Genomic DNA, 14,729 nt, shown 5'->3' on the forward strand with positions numbered 1-14,729 from the left:
GCTTCGGCTTCGCCTCAGGCGGGTTGTGATCGCTGTCAGCCAGCCGATGTACCCACTGCCAAACAGCTTGATGAGACCGTTCTACGCCGAGCAATCGAAGAATTTCTTTTGTCTCTCTGAGAGAACAGCCGGTCGCGTGAAGCTGGACAGTGAACGCCCTAACGGGCGTCCTCAGAACGCTTCGCGTTCTGATGGGCTGCACGAGAGCTTTGCTCTCGTCAACGTCCCCAGAAACCTCTGGTTTCTGGTGTGCGAACGAGACGCAAAGCGTCTCGTCAACGTCGCTGTCCGCTCACGCTCCCAAGTTTCTTCTAAATCCGTCGCAAAGCACTCGCTGAACAGGTCTGCGAGCACCTTGACCAACTACTCAACGACCTGCTCGTTCCTCAAACTGGCTTAACTAGACAGTGCCCTTTTCCCAATTATTATTCATCCAGTATAATTTGAGCGATGAGCAAGTCACACAAGTAGAAGATCGACTGAAGACCGATTCGTAGGGTACTGCTTGGGCGGATCCACCACGACTAGCCGTTCACGGATAGTACGGCTCGGTCCAGCGGACGAGTCGGCGCAATCGCTCGCTGAAGAACAACGACGGGGTCCTGGACACCCTCAAAGATCGGGGGTTCCCCGCAAGCGGATTCGGCCGTTGATCGCAAGGAGGTCGACGAGGCGTTGGACGTGAGCGAACTCGCTGAACCGGCGGTTTCCGAAATCGAGGAGAGCGAGTACGTGCACAAAGCCAACGTCGACGAGGACGCGAACGTCAGCCTCGAACAGTGGGCGAATCCCGCGGCGGCCGAACACCAGTACGAACTGGAAGAACGCGGGTCCGTCGGGCTCAATCTCGACCATCGGGTGACCGGCCTCGGCGGAACCCCGACCGACCCGCTCGACCGGTATCAGGTCCCGGTCGAATCGACCACGTTCAGCGTCGTCCTTCGACCGTTCGACCCCGACAGCGACGACCCGATGGCGCTTGCGAACCGACGGCTCCCCGGCGCGCAGGAGTAGCGTTCGGGCCTCGGTCCTCGGTCCTCGTTTTCCCACCCGTAACGACAGGGGAAACGTCGCAAACTCGGCACTGAGAACCGAACCGGATTCAAGAGTCGACCCGAACGTCGCAGAGCAAACAGTCGCGTCGGTATCCCCAACCGTTCAACTCGTACCGTTCGCTGCATCTCTCAACTGCAGTTCAGCCTGCTGTTCGGTCTGCGAGTGACCGACCGGACCCTACAGCACAGCGTCACCGCCGGCGACGTACAGCAGGTGGCTGGTGACGAACGACGCGTCGTCGCTGGCGGGAAAACGGGAGTAATCAGCCACTTCCTCGGACGGCCCGGACCGCTCCACCGGCCACGAAAAGATTACGCGGTTGTGGTCTCGGTGCGTGCATCGCTTCCGTTTGCCGCTCGGTTTCGACGGCCGAAATTCACGCGAGCGGAACGATAGCCGAGAAGACGAGCACCGAAGCGATTCCCGTGACCGAGATAATCGTCGTCAGCGCTGTCCACGTTTTCAGCGTCTCCATCTGCGTCAGACCGCCGATCTCCTTCATCAGCCAGAAGCCGGAGTCGTTGTACCACGAACAGATAATGCCGCCCGAGCCGATTGCCATAACGAGGTACGCGGGGTGGACGTTGAGCTGGCTCGTCAGCGGTGCCATGATACCCGCAGTCGTCAGCATCGCGGCCGTTGCGGACCCCTGTGCGATGCGGACGATAGCGGCGATAAGCCACGCGGTCACCAGCAGTCCGATGCCGATACCACGGAGGCTATCGGCGATGTACGGGCCGATTCCCGACGCGGCGAGCAGCGCACCGAACGCGCCACCCATCGCGGTGATTGCAGCGATGTTCCCACCGCTCTTGAGTGCCTCAGTAAGCTCGTCTTCCCACAGCGAACGCGAGAGGTCGGACCAGCGGAGGTACGTGAGCGCCGCTGTAAGCCCAGCGAGCGTCATGGCGACGTTCTTGTCTCCGACGAACGCGATTCCCGGTCTGACAACCGCGAGCGACGGATAGAGCGGTTCGAGCGTGTTGAGAATCGTAAGCGAACTCACTAACACGACCGCGAGGACGATCGGGAGCGCGGCCTCGAACGTCCCCGGGAGCGAGCTACTGCTCTGCTGTGCCCGTTCTTCGAGTTCTTCGGTCGTCGTCCCCATCGAGTCTCGCAGCGGAATCTCCATCCGAGCGTTGGCCCAATGGCCGAAGACGAGCCCGGACATCGTCGCCGAGGGAATCGCGACGGCCACACCGACAGCCATCGTCATGGCGAGGTCGACGCCCACTTGACTAGCGACTGCCAGCGGCCCCGGAGTCGGCGGAATGAACACGTGCGCCGCAGAGCCGCCGGCGCCCACGGCGATGAGGTACAACGCGTAGTTCTTGCCGCGGCGCGCACGCATCGATCGGGCGAGCGGCGCCAGAAGGAACAGGACGCTGTCGAAGAACACCGGAATCGAGAGGACCGTACTACTTCCCCACAGCGCAAATTCCGAGTTCTCTCGTCCGACGAGCGATTGGAACGTCCGCACGATACGTTGAGCGGACCCGCTTTCGAGCATCGACTTGCCGATGATTGCCGCCATGAGGATCGGGATACCGATACCTTCCATCCCGTTTCCGAACGCCGCTGCCGTTCTCGTCGCCGCATCGACAAGCGCGAAGTCCGAGACGAACACCGAGTTGACGATGCCGACGGAGAACGCGGCGAGTCCTAACCCCACGAACGCGGGGAGGTCCCACACGACGAGGAACAGTACAACTAGTATGAGCCCGACTACGAACGTAAGTAGCGGACTATGGACGAACTCAACCGTCATGATCCGTCTTCGAATCAATCATATTAGTTAATAATTGTTACTATGTGCCAATGCTTGATTATGTATGCAGTTAAATGAAATATGACGTTCTCTGAGGGGATCTACGGCGTCGCTGCCCGTAGTTTCTTCAAAGTCGGCCCACGTGTAGGCGGTATGGAACGAGTCCTAGCCGTCGTAGACCCATCGGAAACCTCGAAGAAGGTCGTCCGCGAAGCCGGTTCGGTGGCCGAACAGATGGATGCCGAAATGGTCCTCATCCACGTGACGACGGAAGACGAGTACAAAGTCCGACGCGGGACGATGGGGACGCTCCTGAACTCTTCGAGGAGTTACACACACGACGACGCGCGAGAAGGGGCGATGAAGTTCGCTCAAGACCTCGGACGCGAAGTGCTCGCTGATTTCGAGGTTGAGTACCGGGCGGTCGGTTCTCTCGGCGACAAGGCCACCGAAGTACTCGATGCGGCAGTCGAAAACGAGTGCGACCACATCTTCCTCTCCGGACGTCAACGATCGCCGGCAGGTAAGGCCATCTTCGGTGACACCACGCAGCGAGTCATCCTCGAGTTCGACGGATTCGTCACCGTCACCACTCGGTGAACCTCGTCTCCCGCAGTCGTCAGTGAGAACCGCTTGCCCGTCGAGAGAATTCAACCGCGGACTGTTCAGTCGGTGAAGTACGCACGTGAGCAGACGGATTACCATCGATTCTGTTCTCCTTCGAGACCCCTCTAGCCGACTCACGCGAAATTGAAATCGACCCCCGACTAGCGGTACTGGTTGCCACATCTCGTTTGCTATCTGAGAATTTTTATCGGTCACACACAGGTAAACGTTACACAATTGTACACGTAATAGAATGGAGAGATTTCATTCGAATATCGGTATTTTAGGCGCTGAAGAGACCGCTGCGTCGAGAGTTCCAACACTCGCAGGAAGACAGAATGCATCGGATGCTTCGACCGCACCGATCGGCACGCCCCCACGAGCAACGAGCTCGCTTGGTGAGTTATCTCAGAGATGGTGGAGTCGCGAATAAGGCGCTACAGAGACCGGTTTCGACCACGCGCTAACTCGTGGCCTCGGACAAAGGGTCACGAGTGGGCGCAGAGCCCCGCTCTGAGGGGTGCCGTACTCGTATCGAACCGCGGATAGTCGTTCTGAGAGGAAGAACGGTCGAGATACCGTGAGTCGGCGTGTTGTGACCCTCAGAATGCGTACACCCACCGGGAGAAACTAACCGACAGCTAACTCCCATCGCGTATTCGGCAAAAGACCGCGAAGGCTTGACCGCTGTCCGAGGCTTTTTCTCACCGTGTAGTACATAGTCGCTATGGACACGGACCCCCGCGCGGAAGTCGCAATCGATGCCGCGGAGAGAGGTGCCGACCACGCGTCGGCGCGTTTCAGAACCGAACTCGATATCGAGCAGAAAGGCGACGCGATAGACCTCGTCACGGAAGTCGACCGCGAGACGCAACGGCGGGTCATCTCGACGATTCGAGAGCGGTTCCCCGGCGATGCGGTCGTCGGCGAGGAGGAAGACGAACTGAAGACCGTCCCCGAGTCCGGGTACGCGTGGATTATCGACCCAATAGACGGGACGCAGAACTACACCCGAGGTGCCCGCGAGTGGGTGACGAGCGTCGCCGTCGTCAAAGACCAGACACCGATTGCGGCGGTGAACGTCTCCCCCGAGACGGGAGATACCTACATCGCCACGGAGGACGGAGTCGAGCGGAACGGACGACCCATCTCCGTCAACGACGAGTCAAACACCAGCGCGTTCCTCGTCTCCTCGACGCTCCGGTATCAGGACGGTGACCGACCGGGAATCGAACGACTCGCGGGGGACATCTTCGGCACGTTCGGCGAGATGCGGAAACTCGGAACGACGCAACTGACGCTTTCGCGACTCGCCGACGGGTCGATAGACGCGGTCGTCGGGCTTGACGAACAGCCGAACGCCTGGGACACCGTGGCCGGAGTTTACCTGGTCGAACGCGCGGGCGGAACGGTAACCGACCTCCACGGAAACAACTGGGGACCGGGACAGCCGGGTCTCGTCGCGTCGAACGGACACGCACATGACGAGGTACTCGAAGCGGCACAGGCGGCGTTCGAGGCGACGCGGTAGCGGCACCACCCGCTCCCACCCGACCGGACAGACAGTTCGTGACGGATGGCTGGGAGCACCAGACTTACAGATTTATGTCTGTAATGGACATGGGTGGAAAGCGCATCGATGGGAGACGTAACCCTCCGGGGAGGCCACGCGAATGTAGTAATGTTGTCACGAGAGGGCGAGCGGGATTTCACCGTGAGTCGACCGAGAACGGAGGTCGGAGACGAGGACTGTCGACACAAAGAGTAGACAGTAGTGCGATGGCATCGTTCGGTCCGTACCCTTACTTAAACGTTCACGCGTCCGAAAGCCGCGACGAGAGAGACGGTCTCAGGTCTTCGCTCGCCCGTGAAGTCGAGTCTCACGCGTCTCGGGAGACTCGGCGTTCCTAACTTCCGAATAGGTATATATAGACGGGACGGTCACCCCGCGGAAAAGCTGATAATTCCGATCTGTATCGTTCGTAAGTATTCCAGAGACGTGTGTTAACTATTGTCAATCTCAGAATGGGCATATAAACGTTCGGCTTTCCGGAACAGACCGAATCGTCGAATGCCTGACACAGGTCGTTTACGACCGGGCGTTCAGGACCGATGTCTCGGTCGCTGGTAGACACGGCTGGCCCCACAAACGGAGGTACATCTTTAACCCCTGACCGTGGATTCCCCTCCATGAATAGACACGACCCGTCCGGCGTGCTCAAGACGACCGCCGCCTCGCTGGCGCTCGTCGACCACATCCTCGAACTGGAGGGGGCGACGATGGGCGAGTTGGTCGAGGTGACGGGCCTCGCGAAGAGCACCGTCCACGCCCACCTCAAAACGCTCGCGGAGTACGGCTACGTCGTGAACATCGACAACGAGTACCAACTGGGAGCGAAGTTCTGCCACCTCGGTGACTACGTCAGGACGCGCAAGGACTACTACCGGGTCGCCCAAGAGACCGTCTCGTGGCTCGACAGCGAGTCGTCGATGGACGCGGACTTCGCGGTCGAAGAACACGGCCGCATCGTCTCGTTGTACGGCGACCTCGAGTTCGCGAACTCCCCGCGCTTTCTCATCGACGGCAGTCCGTTTCACGTCCACACGACGTGTTCGGGCAAGGCGATTATCGCCGAGTACCCGGAGACGCGGGTGCGGGAAATCATCGACCGCTGGGGACTGCCGGCGGCGACGGACGACTCCATCACGACCGAAGGGGAACTGTTCGCGGAGTTGGCGACGGTCCGCGAGCAGGGGTACGCCGAGAACAGCGGCGAGGCGGTCGAGGGCTTTTGGGCCATCGGGAAGGCCGTGAAGTCGCCACGGGGCGAGGTCTACGGGTCGCTGAACCTGAGCGGTCCCGCCTACGTCATCGACGAGGAGACGCGGGCGACGCAGGTGGAACTGCTCGAACGCGCCGCCGAGCGATTCGAACAGGGCGTCGCGGAACTGTATCAGACCCAAGCGAGCGAAACGAACGAAGAGTGAGAATCGGGGACGAGACGTGAGAAATGAAAAGGGAGGAACGTTCGTCGGACGCGTTACGCCGGGACGTTTCCGGACGGAACGACGCCGTCGTCAGTCCACCCGCGACGCTCGTAGTACGCTTCGAGCGCCGCCTCGAACCCGTCTAACTCGTCGGCGTACGGGAGCGTGTCGTCGCCGCGGTCGAAGCCGCGCTGGTTGTTGAAGTGCCGTTCGAGCGTGACGATGCGGTCGCCGACGGCCAGCAGGTCCTCGAAGTCGGCACCGAACAGCGTCTCGTAGCGCTCGGGGGTCATGAAGTCCCGCGAGAACTTGCAGACGATGCCGCTGTCGTTGAGCGCCATCTGGTTTTCCTTCTCGATGAGGCGCTTGGGCTTGCCCTCGAAGCCCTCCGGCGGGTAGGCGTCGTCCTTGCCGACGAGCGGGTACTCCTGCGAGTAGAACACCGCGTACATGTGGTCCGCACCGCGGTTGGCGACGGCGTACGACAGGCCCTGTCCGTGGAGGACGCGCCCCTCGTGGGCGGCGAAGTCCATCCCCTTGACCGTCCAGTTCTCCACGCCGAGGTCGTCGTGCACGCGGGCGATGCCCTCGGCGAGGTCGTCGCCGACGCCCTCCCGGAGCGCGATTTTCTCCACGAGGTCGTGGATGAGGTCGGTGTTGCCGAACTCGTCTTCGCTGGCGAGGTAGGCCGCGACGGTGTTGCCGGCCGAGATGGCGTCGAGGCCGTAGCGGTCGCACAGTTCGTTCGACTTCATCACCTCGACGATATCGTCGACACCGGAGTTCGACCCGAACGCCATGGTGACTTCGAACTCGGGGCCTTCGGTTTCGACGCCCGCCTCCTCGTCCCTCGTGGGGAGCTTACACGCGAACGCGCAGGCCGAGCAGGTGCCTTTCTTGTACTTCTTTTTCTCGATGGCGTCGCCGTTGATGCCCTCCGCGCCCTCGAAGTGGCGCTCGGAGAAGTAGTACGACGGAAGGCCATCCATCTCGTTGGCGAGGTCCAGCACGGCGACGGTCCCCTGCCGCTTCATGATGTGGTCGTCGGTGGCGGCCTCGCGGTGAATCTCCATCTGCGTCGCCGGAATCTCGATGTCCGGCGCAGAGTCGCCGCCGAAGGTGAGCGCCTTCACGTTCTTCGACCCGAGGACCGCACCGAGGCCGCCGCGGCCGAACGCGCGCTCCGTGCTCGTCATGATGGAGGCGAAGCGCACGAGGTTCTCGCCGGCGGGGCCGACGACCATCGTCCGGTCGGCTTCGATACCGTGTTCGTCGTCGAGGTACGCGACCGTCTCGGGGACCGTCGCGCCGGCGAGGTCCGGGACGGCCTCGAACTCGACGCCCTCGTCGGTGACGTGGAGGACGACCAGTTCGTCGCTCGCGCCCGTGAGTTCGACCGCCGAGTAGCCCGCGTCCGCGAAGTTCCGCGAGACGAACCCGCCCGCGTTCGACGAGCAGAGGCCGCCGGTCAAAGGCGAGACGCTGGTGCAGTTCGTGCGACCGGTGAAGCTCATGTTCGAGGCCTGCATGGGACCGGTGCTGAAGTAGACCCGGTTCTCCGGGCTGAAGGGGTCAACGTCGAAGGAGACGCGCTCGTGAGCGAGGCGGGTGGCGACTCCGCGACCCCCGACGTAGGATTCGAGAATCTCGTCGATGTCTTCCGTCCGACTGGTCTCGTCTCCTAAGTCGACCGTGAGCAGCGGACCTTTTGCGTGTAACATTGGAAAAAGAAGGAGTTGCCTCGCACAAATCCATTGTGGTTACTGTTGTGTCGATAACCAAATCACCGCGGGAAGCCCGCTTCGAAACCGGATACTGTGTACGTCATCAATAGGAAGCGTGGACAAATTATTTATGACTGTTCTACATGGGTTGAGGTATGGTCGCAGGTCCACCGATTCACGAGTTGCACTTCGACGACGCGCCGAACGTGGGCGACGTTCCGGGGCCGAACTCGACGCGACTCCTCGAAAAACAGCAGCGAATCGACAGCAGTGCCGTCTCGTACCCCGAAGACATCCCCATCGCGTTCGAAAGCGGGAAGGGCGCGACGGTGCGCGACGCCGACGGCAACACCTTCATCGACATGTTCGCCGGTATCGGCGTGTTGAACGTCGGTCACTCGAACCCGTACGTCCTCGACGCGGTCCACGAGCAGACCGATAAGTTCGTCCACACGGTCGACTTCCCGACGGAGGCCCGACTCGACCTCATCGAGAAGCTGGACGAAATCGCGCCCGCGGGACTGCGCGGGAACAACCGCGTCGTCTTCGGTGGCCCGACGGGGAGCGACGCCATCGAGGCCTCTATCAAACTCGCCAAGTACAACACCGAGGGGACCGGTCTCGTCGCCTTCCGCGGCGCGTACCACGGCGCGACCAGCGGCGCGATGAGCCTCACCGGCAACAAGAAGTTCAAGGGCGACTACTCGCCGCTCCTCCCCGACGTGGTCCATGCGCCCTACCCGAACACTATCGAGATGGGCAAAGGCCCGCAGGAGGCGGTGGACCACTGTCTCGAAGAGGTCAAGGCCATCTTCGAGGATCCCTACGGCGGCCTCGCCAACCCGGCAGGCATCTTCGTCGAGCCGATTCAGGGCGAAGGCGGCGTCGTCACCCCGCCGAAGGGCTTCCTGAAGGGCCTCCGCGACATCGCCGACGACAACAACGTGCCGCTCGTGTTCGACGAGATTCAGAGCGGCCTCGGTCGCTCCGGCAAGTGGTGGGCCAGCGAGTGGTACGGCGTCACGCCGGACGTGATGACCTCGGCGAAGGCGCTCGGCGGGACCGGCTTCCCGCTGTCGGCGACTATCTACCACGAAGACCTCGACACGTGGGGGTCGGGCGACCACGCGGGCACCTACCGCGGCCACGTCGTCGGGATGCGCGCCGGCACCCGCGCCATCGAGTACATCCAGGAACACGACCTCCTCGCGCACGCCCGCGACCTCGGCCAGTACATCCGCGGACGGCTCTCCGAGGTCGCAGAAGACAACCCGCGAATCGTGGACGTTCGCGGGAAGGGGCTGTTCATCGGCGCGGAGTTCGTCGACGCCGAGGGCAACCCGGACGGCGACGCGGCCGACGCGCTCCAGCAGTACTGCTTCGAACACGGCGTGCTGGTCTGGAAGGCCGGACGGCACGGCAACATCCTGCGCCTGCTCCCGCCGCTCGTGCTCACCCGCGACCTCGCGGAGACGGCGCTCGACGTCATCACCGACGGCATCGAGGCGGTCACGGCCGAAACGAAACGAGTCTAATCACGGTCACACACCACGATGCCACCCGAACGAGTCATCACGGACGACGCCCCGCGCACGGACAACCCCTACTCGCAGGGCGTCGTCGCCGGCGACACGCTCTACGTCTCGGGGTACGGACCGGTCGACCCCGAGACGGGCGAGGAGGTCGACGGCGACATCGAGGAACAGACCGACCGCGTACTCGACAACATCGCGGCCGTCGTCTCCGAGGCCGGCGGCGACGGCCTCGACGACGCGGTGAAACTGACGGTGTACGTCACCGACCTCGACGACTACGAGCGGGTGAATGAGGCGTACGGCGCGCGGTTCGACGAGGTGCCGCCGGCCCGCGTCTGCGTCGAGGTCGCGCGACTGCCCGGTGACGTGCAGGTCGAAATGGACGCGATAGCGTATCTCGAATAGGTCGCAGGGCGCGGGGGCTCGGGAGCTCGACCGCGCGACCACGGATTTTCCGAGGGCCGACGAACCGACGTTCAGTCGTTCAGTTCGTCGACTCGGCGGTCACGCCGCTCGTTCGCGGCGTCGATTCGCTCGACGAACTCCGACATCTGCGCTTTCATATCGGCCCGCAGGTCGGTCGCCGAGAAGTCGTCGGACTCAGCGAGGAGCCTGACGAACGCCTGTAGCTCCTCGTCCGTGAGCTGGTCGAACGCGCCGCGTTCGAGCTTGTCGATGACGGCGTCCACGTCGATTTGACCGACTGGTTCGACGTTGAAATCGACCGTGACCATCCGGTAGTCGGAGCCGGCCAGCTCCTGTTCGGCCTTGTTGACACCCTCGGCGAGCATGTCCTTGAACGGGGTGTAGTAGCCCATCGTCCCAAGGTGGAGGAACGCGAGCATGTCAGTGATGCCCCGGGTGTACGCCTCGCGGTCGGCGGCGTCGGGGTTGAACACCGTCTCGCGGTCGCGGTCTTCGAGCGACTCGAAGAGGATGGTGAAATCGAGTATCGCGTTGCGGAGGCGGCGTCGAATCCGGTTGCGCTTCTGTTTTTTCGAGTGGTCGGTGTAGTCGGTCTTCCGGCCGAGCAGGAACTCGCGGTCGCTCGGCGTCAGGATGCCGCGGCCGCGGTCGGCGGCGTAGGCGAGGTCGTCGGTGCCGTCCGTTCCGTCGGCGTCGTTTGCCATATACAGAACCCGTGTACGAATTCGATTAAGCGTTACGAACGGGCCGAATATCCGGAGGATTCGGGGCGATATCCGGACTATCACGAGTTCTCGTCTACAGTTCGCGTGAACGCACCGGCCGAGCGTTGAGACGAGACGCTACTCAGCGAGGAAAGCGCACGACTGCAGCGGGTCGACGCCCGATTTTCCGACCGTTTGTAAACGGATTTCGTTCTCGGCGTCACCGATAACCACAAATTTTATTGGTAATGTTTGCACTTGTCGTGATGTAGGACATCACGTAGCATGGTGTCCGCCGGAGCGAGAGTATGTCAGACCACAACAGAGCACACGCGTGCAACGGTCGTCGTGACGCACAGTTCGGGGCGCGGGCCCCGACCAGTCAGTCGGGAGGCGACGGCCCCGTCCGGGCGGGGTCGAACGGGGCAGTCGAACACGGGGGTGTCGACCATGAGTTCCGCTGACGGCGCAGTCGGGCGGTTCCTCGACGAAATCGAGCCGGTGGTGTTCGCGTTCGGGGCGGCGATAACGCTGCTCTTCGTCGGCGCGTTCAGCCTCAATCCCGAGGCCTCCTACGACTTCGTCCTCGGGATTCGCCGGTGGATTCTCGCCACGTTCAACTGGTTCTTCCTGTTGGCGATGCTCGGGTTCGTCCTGTTCCTGGGCTTCGTGATATTCGGGCCGTGGGGGAACCTGAAGCTCGGTGACGAGGACCCCGAGTACAGCTTCCTCTCGTACTTCGCGATGATGTACTCCGCCGGCCTCGCGGCGGGTATCGTCTTCTGGGGGCCCGCGGAGGCGCTGTTCCACTACTCAACGGTCCCGCCGCTGTACGGGGCCGAGGCCCAGTCCTCGGCGGCGATGCCGCTGGCGGTCCAGTACTCCATCTTCCACTGGAGTCTGACCCAGTGGTCGTGTTTCACCGTGATGGGTCTGGCCATCGGCTACTTCGTCTACAACTACGACGCGCCGCTTCGCGTGTCGGCGGTCCTGACGCCGATTCTCGGCGCGGACAACGTCGACGGCGCGATCGGGAAACTCGTCGATATCCTCGCGGTGTTCGCGACCCTCGGCGGCGTCGCGACTTCGCTGGGCTTCATCGGGAGCCAGTTCATCACCGGCCTGAACTTCCAGTGGGGAATCCAACTCGGCGACGTGGGGACCATCCTCGTCATCACGGGGATGGTCGTCATCTTCACCATCTCGTTGGTGCTTGGCGTCGACAAGGGGATTCGCCGGCTCTCGAACTTCAACATGGTCGTGTTCTCCCTGTTGATGCTCGCGACGCTGATATTCGGACCGACCTTCCGTATCCTCGAACTCGGCACGCAGGCGACCGGTGGGTTCATCGGCGACTTCTTCCAGATGAGCCTGTTCACGCAGGCCACCGCGACCAGCGCCAGCAAATGGGTCAACGCGTGGACCGTCTTCTACTGGCTCTGGCCGCTGGCGTGGTCACCCTTCGCGGGCCTGTTCATCGCCCGTATCTCGCGCGGTCGGAGCGTCCGCGAAGTCGCGTTCGCCGGTATCGGCGCGACCTCGCTCGCGACGGTCCCGTGGTTCGCCATCGTCGGTGGCGCGGGCGTCATCATGCAGCACACGGGCGCAGCGAACGTCCTCGGACCGGTCTCTGAGTACGGCGAAGCGGTCTCGGGGTACGTCCTCTTCGGTAACCTCCCCATCGTCGGACCGCTGCTCCTGTTCGGGTTCCTCGTGCTCGTGACGACCTTCTTCGTCACCTCCGCCGACTCGTCGACGCTGGCGGTGTCGATGATGACCACCGGCGGCAAAAAGGAACCGTCCGCGCTCAACCGCATCTTCTGGGCCGTCCTCCAGGGCGCGGTCGCGTCCATCCTGATGGTCGTCGGCGGCGTGAACGCCCTGCAGTCCGCGGCGATTATCACGGGCGCGCCGTTCGCCGTCATCTGCGTGATAGCGACGCTCGGGCTCATCCGGACCTTCCAAGACGACTACGGAAGCCTGCTCCTCCAAGACGAGACGAACCTCTGGGGGAAGTCGGAGTCGACCGGCGGACAGGCGCCGGCCGCGAACGTCTCCAGCCACGACGACGACTGACACCGACTCCAGCCGAACGCGGTTCCGTCCCCGTCTCCGTCCATCTCCATTCTCTGAAACCGGTCCCGACCGAGAGCGCCGCCGGTGCGGTCGCGGAGACGGTCGCGAACCGTGACGCATGGTAATCTCTATGATACCAAGTTTTAATGTACGGTATCAACAAATCCTGTGTATGGATCGGGATACCGCAGAACCGGACGCAGCAGCGCTGCCCGGACCCAACGCGAAGCAGTGGGTCGAGTTCCACCACGAGCACGCCGCGCCCAGCGAGTACTCCCACGAGTTCGTCTGGGACGTGACCGCCGAGGCCGACGGCCCGTTCGTCACCGACGTGGACGGCAACGTCCTCTTGGACTTCACCTGCCACATCGGGGCTGCGCCGCTCGGCTACAACAACGAGAAGGTGCTGTCGAAGCTCCGGGAGTTCAACCTCGTCGAGCCGATGAAGATCGCCGGTCAGGACATGTACTTCGGAGCCGGTCCCAACCCCGAGACGGCCGACTTCCCCGGGGCGAGCCACCTGATGGACAAACTCACCGACGTGTCCTCCCACTACGGGATGGACACGGTGTTCCTGTCGAACTCCGGGGCCGAGGCCGTCGAGAATGCGATGAAGATAACGCACGACCACAAAGCCCCCGCGAAGTACGGTTACGCCTTCGAAGGGAGCTTCCACGGGCGGACGCTCGGGACGCTCTCGCTCACGAAGTCGAAGGAGGTCTACACCCGCCACTACCCGCAGGTCGCGGGCATCGAGACGGTTCCGTTCTGCGCGGATTCGGGCTGTTCGGCCGACGCCTGCGACTGCGGCTTCTTCGCCGGCGGCGGGTCCCAGTTGCGGAACTCCCTGTCGCCGGAGGGCGGCCACGTCAACCCCGACGAGGTCGCGTTCGCGATTCTCGAACCGATTCAGGGCGTCGGCGGCTACCGCTTCCCGAGCGAGGAGTTCATGGCCGAGGTGGGCGACGTCTGCGACACCTACGACATCCCGCTCGTCGTGGACGAGATTCAGTCGGGCGTCGGTCGCACCGGCGAGATGTGGGCCGCCGACCACTACCCAATCGAACCCGACGTCATCGCCAGCGCGAAGGGGCTCCGCGTCGGCGCGACCGTCTCGCGGTCCGACGTCTTCCCGGCCGAGAAGAACCGCCTCGGGTCGACGTTCGGCGGCGGCGACCTGCTCGCGTCGATGCAGGGCGCGCTCACGCTCGACGCCATCGAGGAGTACGACCTGCTCGACAACGCGACCGAGCGCGGCCGGCAGGCGAAGGAGCTCCTCGCCGACGACGCGCCCGACCACGTGGTCGACGTGCGCGGCAAGGGCCTGATGCTCGCCGTCGAGTTCGACACCAAACAGCGCCGCGACGCCGTCGTCGAGGCGGCGCTCGACCGCGGCCTGCTCACGCTCGGCTGCGGGAAGAAGACGATTCGCCTCCTGCCCCCACTCGACTCCACGGAGCGCGAAATCGAGATGGGCGTGGGCATCTTCTGCGAGGCGATGGACGCCGTGGCGACCGAAGCGGTCGCGTGAGGGTCGGCGTCGCCGAGTGAACAGCGCGAACAGCGTAGGAAAGAACAAACCCGAAACGCGGTCTACCCCGTTTTTCCGGACTCGTCAGACCGACTCAGACTCACCGCCGCGCTCGTCCAGCGAGTGTGAAGCGACTTCGACGCCGTCGAGGGCCGCCAGCGAGTCGAGCGCGTCCACGAGGTGGTCCGGACCGCTCCCGTCGAGTCGGACCTCGACCGGGACGCGATTCGGCGCGTCGGACGCGGTTCGGGCGGCGCGCTCGACGCTCTCGAGTTCGGCCCCCGACGCGGCGACGGCCTCGGAGAGGTCGCC

12 protein-coding genes and 2 pseudogenes are annotated in these 14,729 nt (G+C 63.1%); 8 read left to right on the forward strand and 6 right to left on the reverse strand.

Features of this window, described 5'->3' with window-relative positions:
* A pseudogene (locus NKF06_RS15910) lies at positions 1-202 on the reverse strand (IS6 family transposase); the annotation flags it as partial.
* A 47-nt stretch (positions 203-249) separates the two neighbouring features.
* Positions 250-354, reverse strand: a pseudogene (locus tag NKF06_RS15915) (IS6 family transposase); the annotation flags it as partial.
* A gap of 327 nt (positions 355-681) precedes the next feature.
* Between NKF06_RS15915 and NKF06_RS15920 the strand changes: the two are divergent.
* Positions 682-1,014 carry a beta-galactosidase small subunit gene (locus NKF06_RS15920; protein WP_253245958.1) on the forward strand — a complete coding sequence of 111 codons (333 nt, stop codon included), beginning with the start codon at positions 682-684 and terminating at the stop codon, positions 1,012-1,014.
* 418 nt (positions 1,015-1,432) lie between these two features.
* Here NKF06_RS15920 and NKF06_RS15925 read toward each other — a convergent pair whose 3' ends face one another.
* Entirely contained in the window at positions 1,433-2,827 is a 1,395-nt protein-coding gene (locus NKF06_RS15925) for an SLC13 family permease (protein WP_253245959.1), read from the reverse strand.
* 81 nt (positions 2,828-2,908) lie between these two features.
* Here NKF06_RS15925 and NKF06_RS15930 point away from each other — a divergent pair, with 81 nt between their 5' ends.
* From NKF06_RS15930 to NKF06_RS15940, 3 genes are all read left to right on the forward strand, one after another.
* Positions 2,909-3,427 carry a universal stress protein gene (locus NKF06_RS15930; protein WP_253245960.1) on the forward strand — a complete coding sequence of 173 codons (519 nt, stop codon included), beginning with the start codon at positions 2,909-2,911 and terminating at the stop codon, positions 3,425-3,427.
* Between the two features lie 733 nt (positions 3,428-4,160).
* A complete protein-coding gene (locus NKF06_RS15935) occupies positions 4,161-4,964 on the forward strand; it encodes an inositol monophosphatase (protein ID WP_253245961.1) in 804 nt (267 codons plus the stop codon).
* Positions 4,965-5,623: 659 nt separating this feature from the next.
* A complete protein-coding gene (locus tag NKF06_RS15940; RefSeq protein WP_253245962.1) occupies positions 5,624-6,421 on the forward strand; it encodes an IclR family transcriptional regulator C-terminal domain-containing protein in 798 nt (265 codons plus the stop codon).
* Between the two features lie 53 nt (positions 6,422-6,474).
* Here NKF06_RS15940 and NKF06_RS15945 read toward each other — a convergent pair whose 3' ends face one another.
* Positions 6,475-8,142, reverse strand: a complete 1,668-nt coding sequence (locus NKF06_RS15945; RefSeq protein WP_253245963.1) for an aldehyde ferredoxin oxidoreductase C-terminal domain-containing protein — start codon at positions 8,140-8,142, stop codon at positions 6,475-6,477.
* A 158-nt stretch (positions 8,143-8,300) separates the two neighbouring features.
* On the opposite strand from NKF06_RS15945, the gene NKF06_RS15950 reads away from it, so the two are divergent.
* Both NKF06_RS15950 and NKF06_RS15955 read left to right on the forward strand, forming a co-directional pair.
* Entirely contained in the window at positions 8,301-9,680 is a 1,380-nt protein-coding gene (locus tag NKF06_RS15950; protein WP_253245964.1) for an aspartate aminotransferase family protein, read from the forward strand.
* An 18-nt stretch (positions 9,681-9,698) separates the two neighbouring features.
* Positions 9,699-10,085 (forward strand): Rid family detoxifying hydrolase, encoded by a 387-nt coding sequence (locus tag NKF06_RS15955; RefSeq protein WP_253245965.1) that lies wholly within the window; start codon positions 9,699-9,701, stop codon positions 10,083-10,085.
* Between the two features lie 71 nt (positions 10,086-10,156).
* On the opposite strand, the gene NKF06_RS15960 is transcribed toward NKF06_RS15955, so the two are convergent.
* Entirely contained in the window at positions 10,157-10,810 is a 654-nt protein-coding gene (locus NKF06_RS15960; RefSeq protein WP_042662781.1) for a hypothetical protein, read from the reverse strand.
* A gap of 441 nt (positions 10,811-11,251) precedes the next feature.
* Between NKF06_RS15960 and NKF06_RS15965 the strand changes: the two genes are divergently transcribed.
* Together NKF06_RS15965 and NKF06_RS15970 are read left to right on the forward strand one after the other, a co-directional pair.
* Positions 11,252-12,886 carry a BCCT family transporter gene (locus NKF06_RS15965; RefSeq protein ID WP_253245966.1) on the forward strand — a complete coding sequence of 545 codons (1,635 nt, stop codon included), beginning with the start codon at positions 11,252-11,254 and terminating at the stop codon, positions 12,884-12,886.
* Positions 12,887-13,058: 172 nt separating this feature from the next.
* Positions 13,059-14,417, forward strand: coding sequence for an aminotransferase class III-fold pyridoxal phosphate-dependent enzyme (locus tag NKF06_RS15970; protein ID WP_253245967.1), 1,359 nt, complete (start codon positions 13,059-13,061; stop codon positions 14,415-14,417).
* 84 nt (positions 14,418-14,501) lie between these two features.
* Here NKF06_RS15970 and NKF06_RS15975 read toward each other — a convergent pair.
* A partial coding sequence (locus NKF06_RS15975; RefSeq protein ID WP_342766460.1) for a GspMb/PilO family protein occupies positions 14,502-14,729 on the reverse strand: 228 nt, incomplete at its 5' end.

It is taken from the genome of Haloferax sp. AB510 (genome assembly GCF_024136985.1).
Lineage (GTDB): Archaea > Halobacteriota > Halobacteria > Halobacteriales > Haloferacaceae > Haloferax.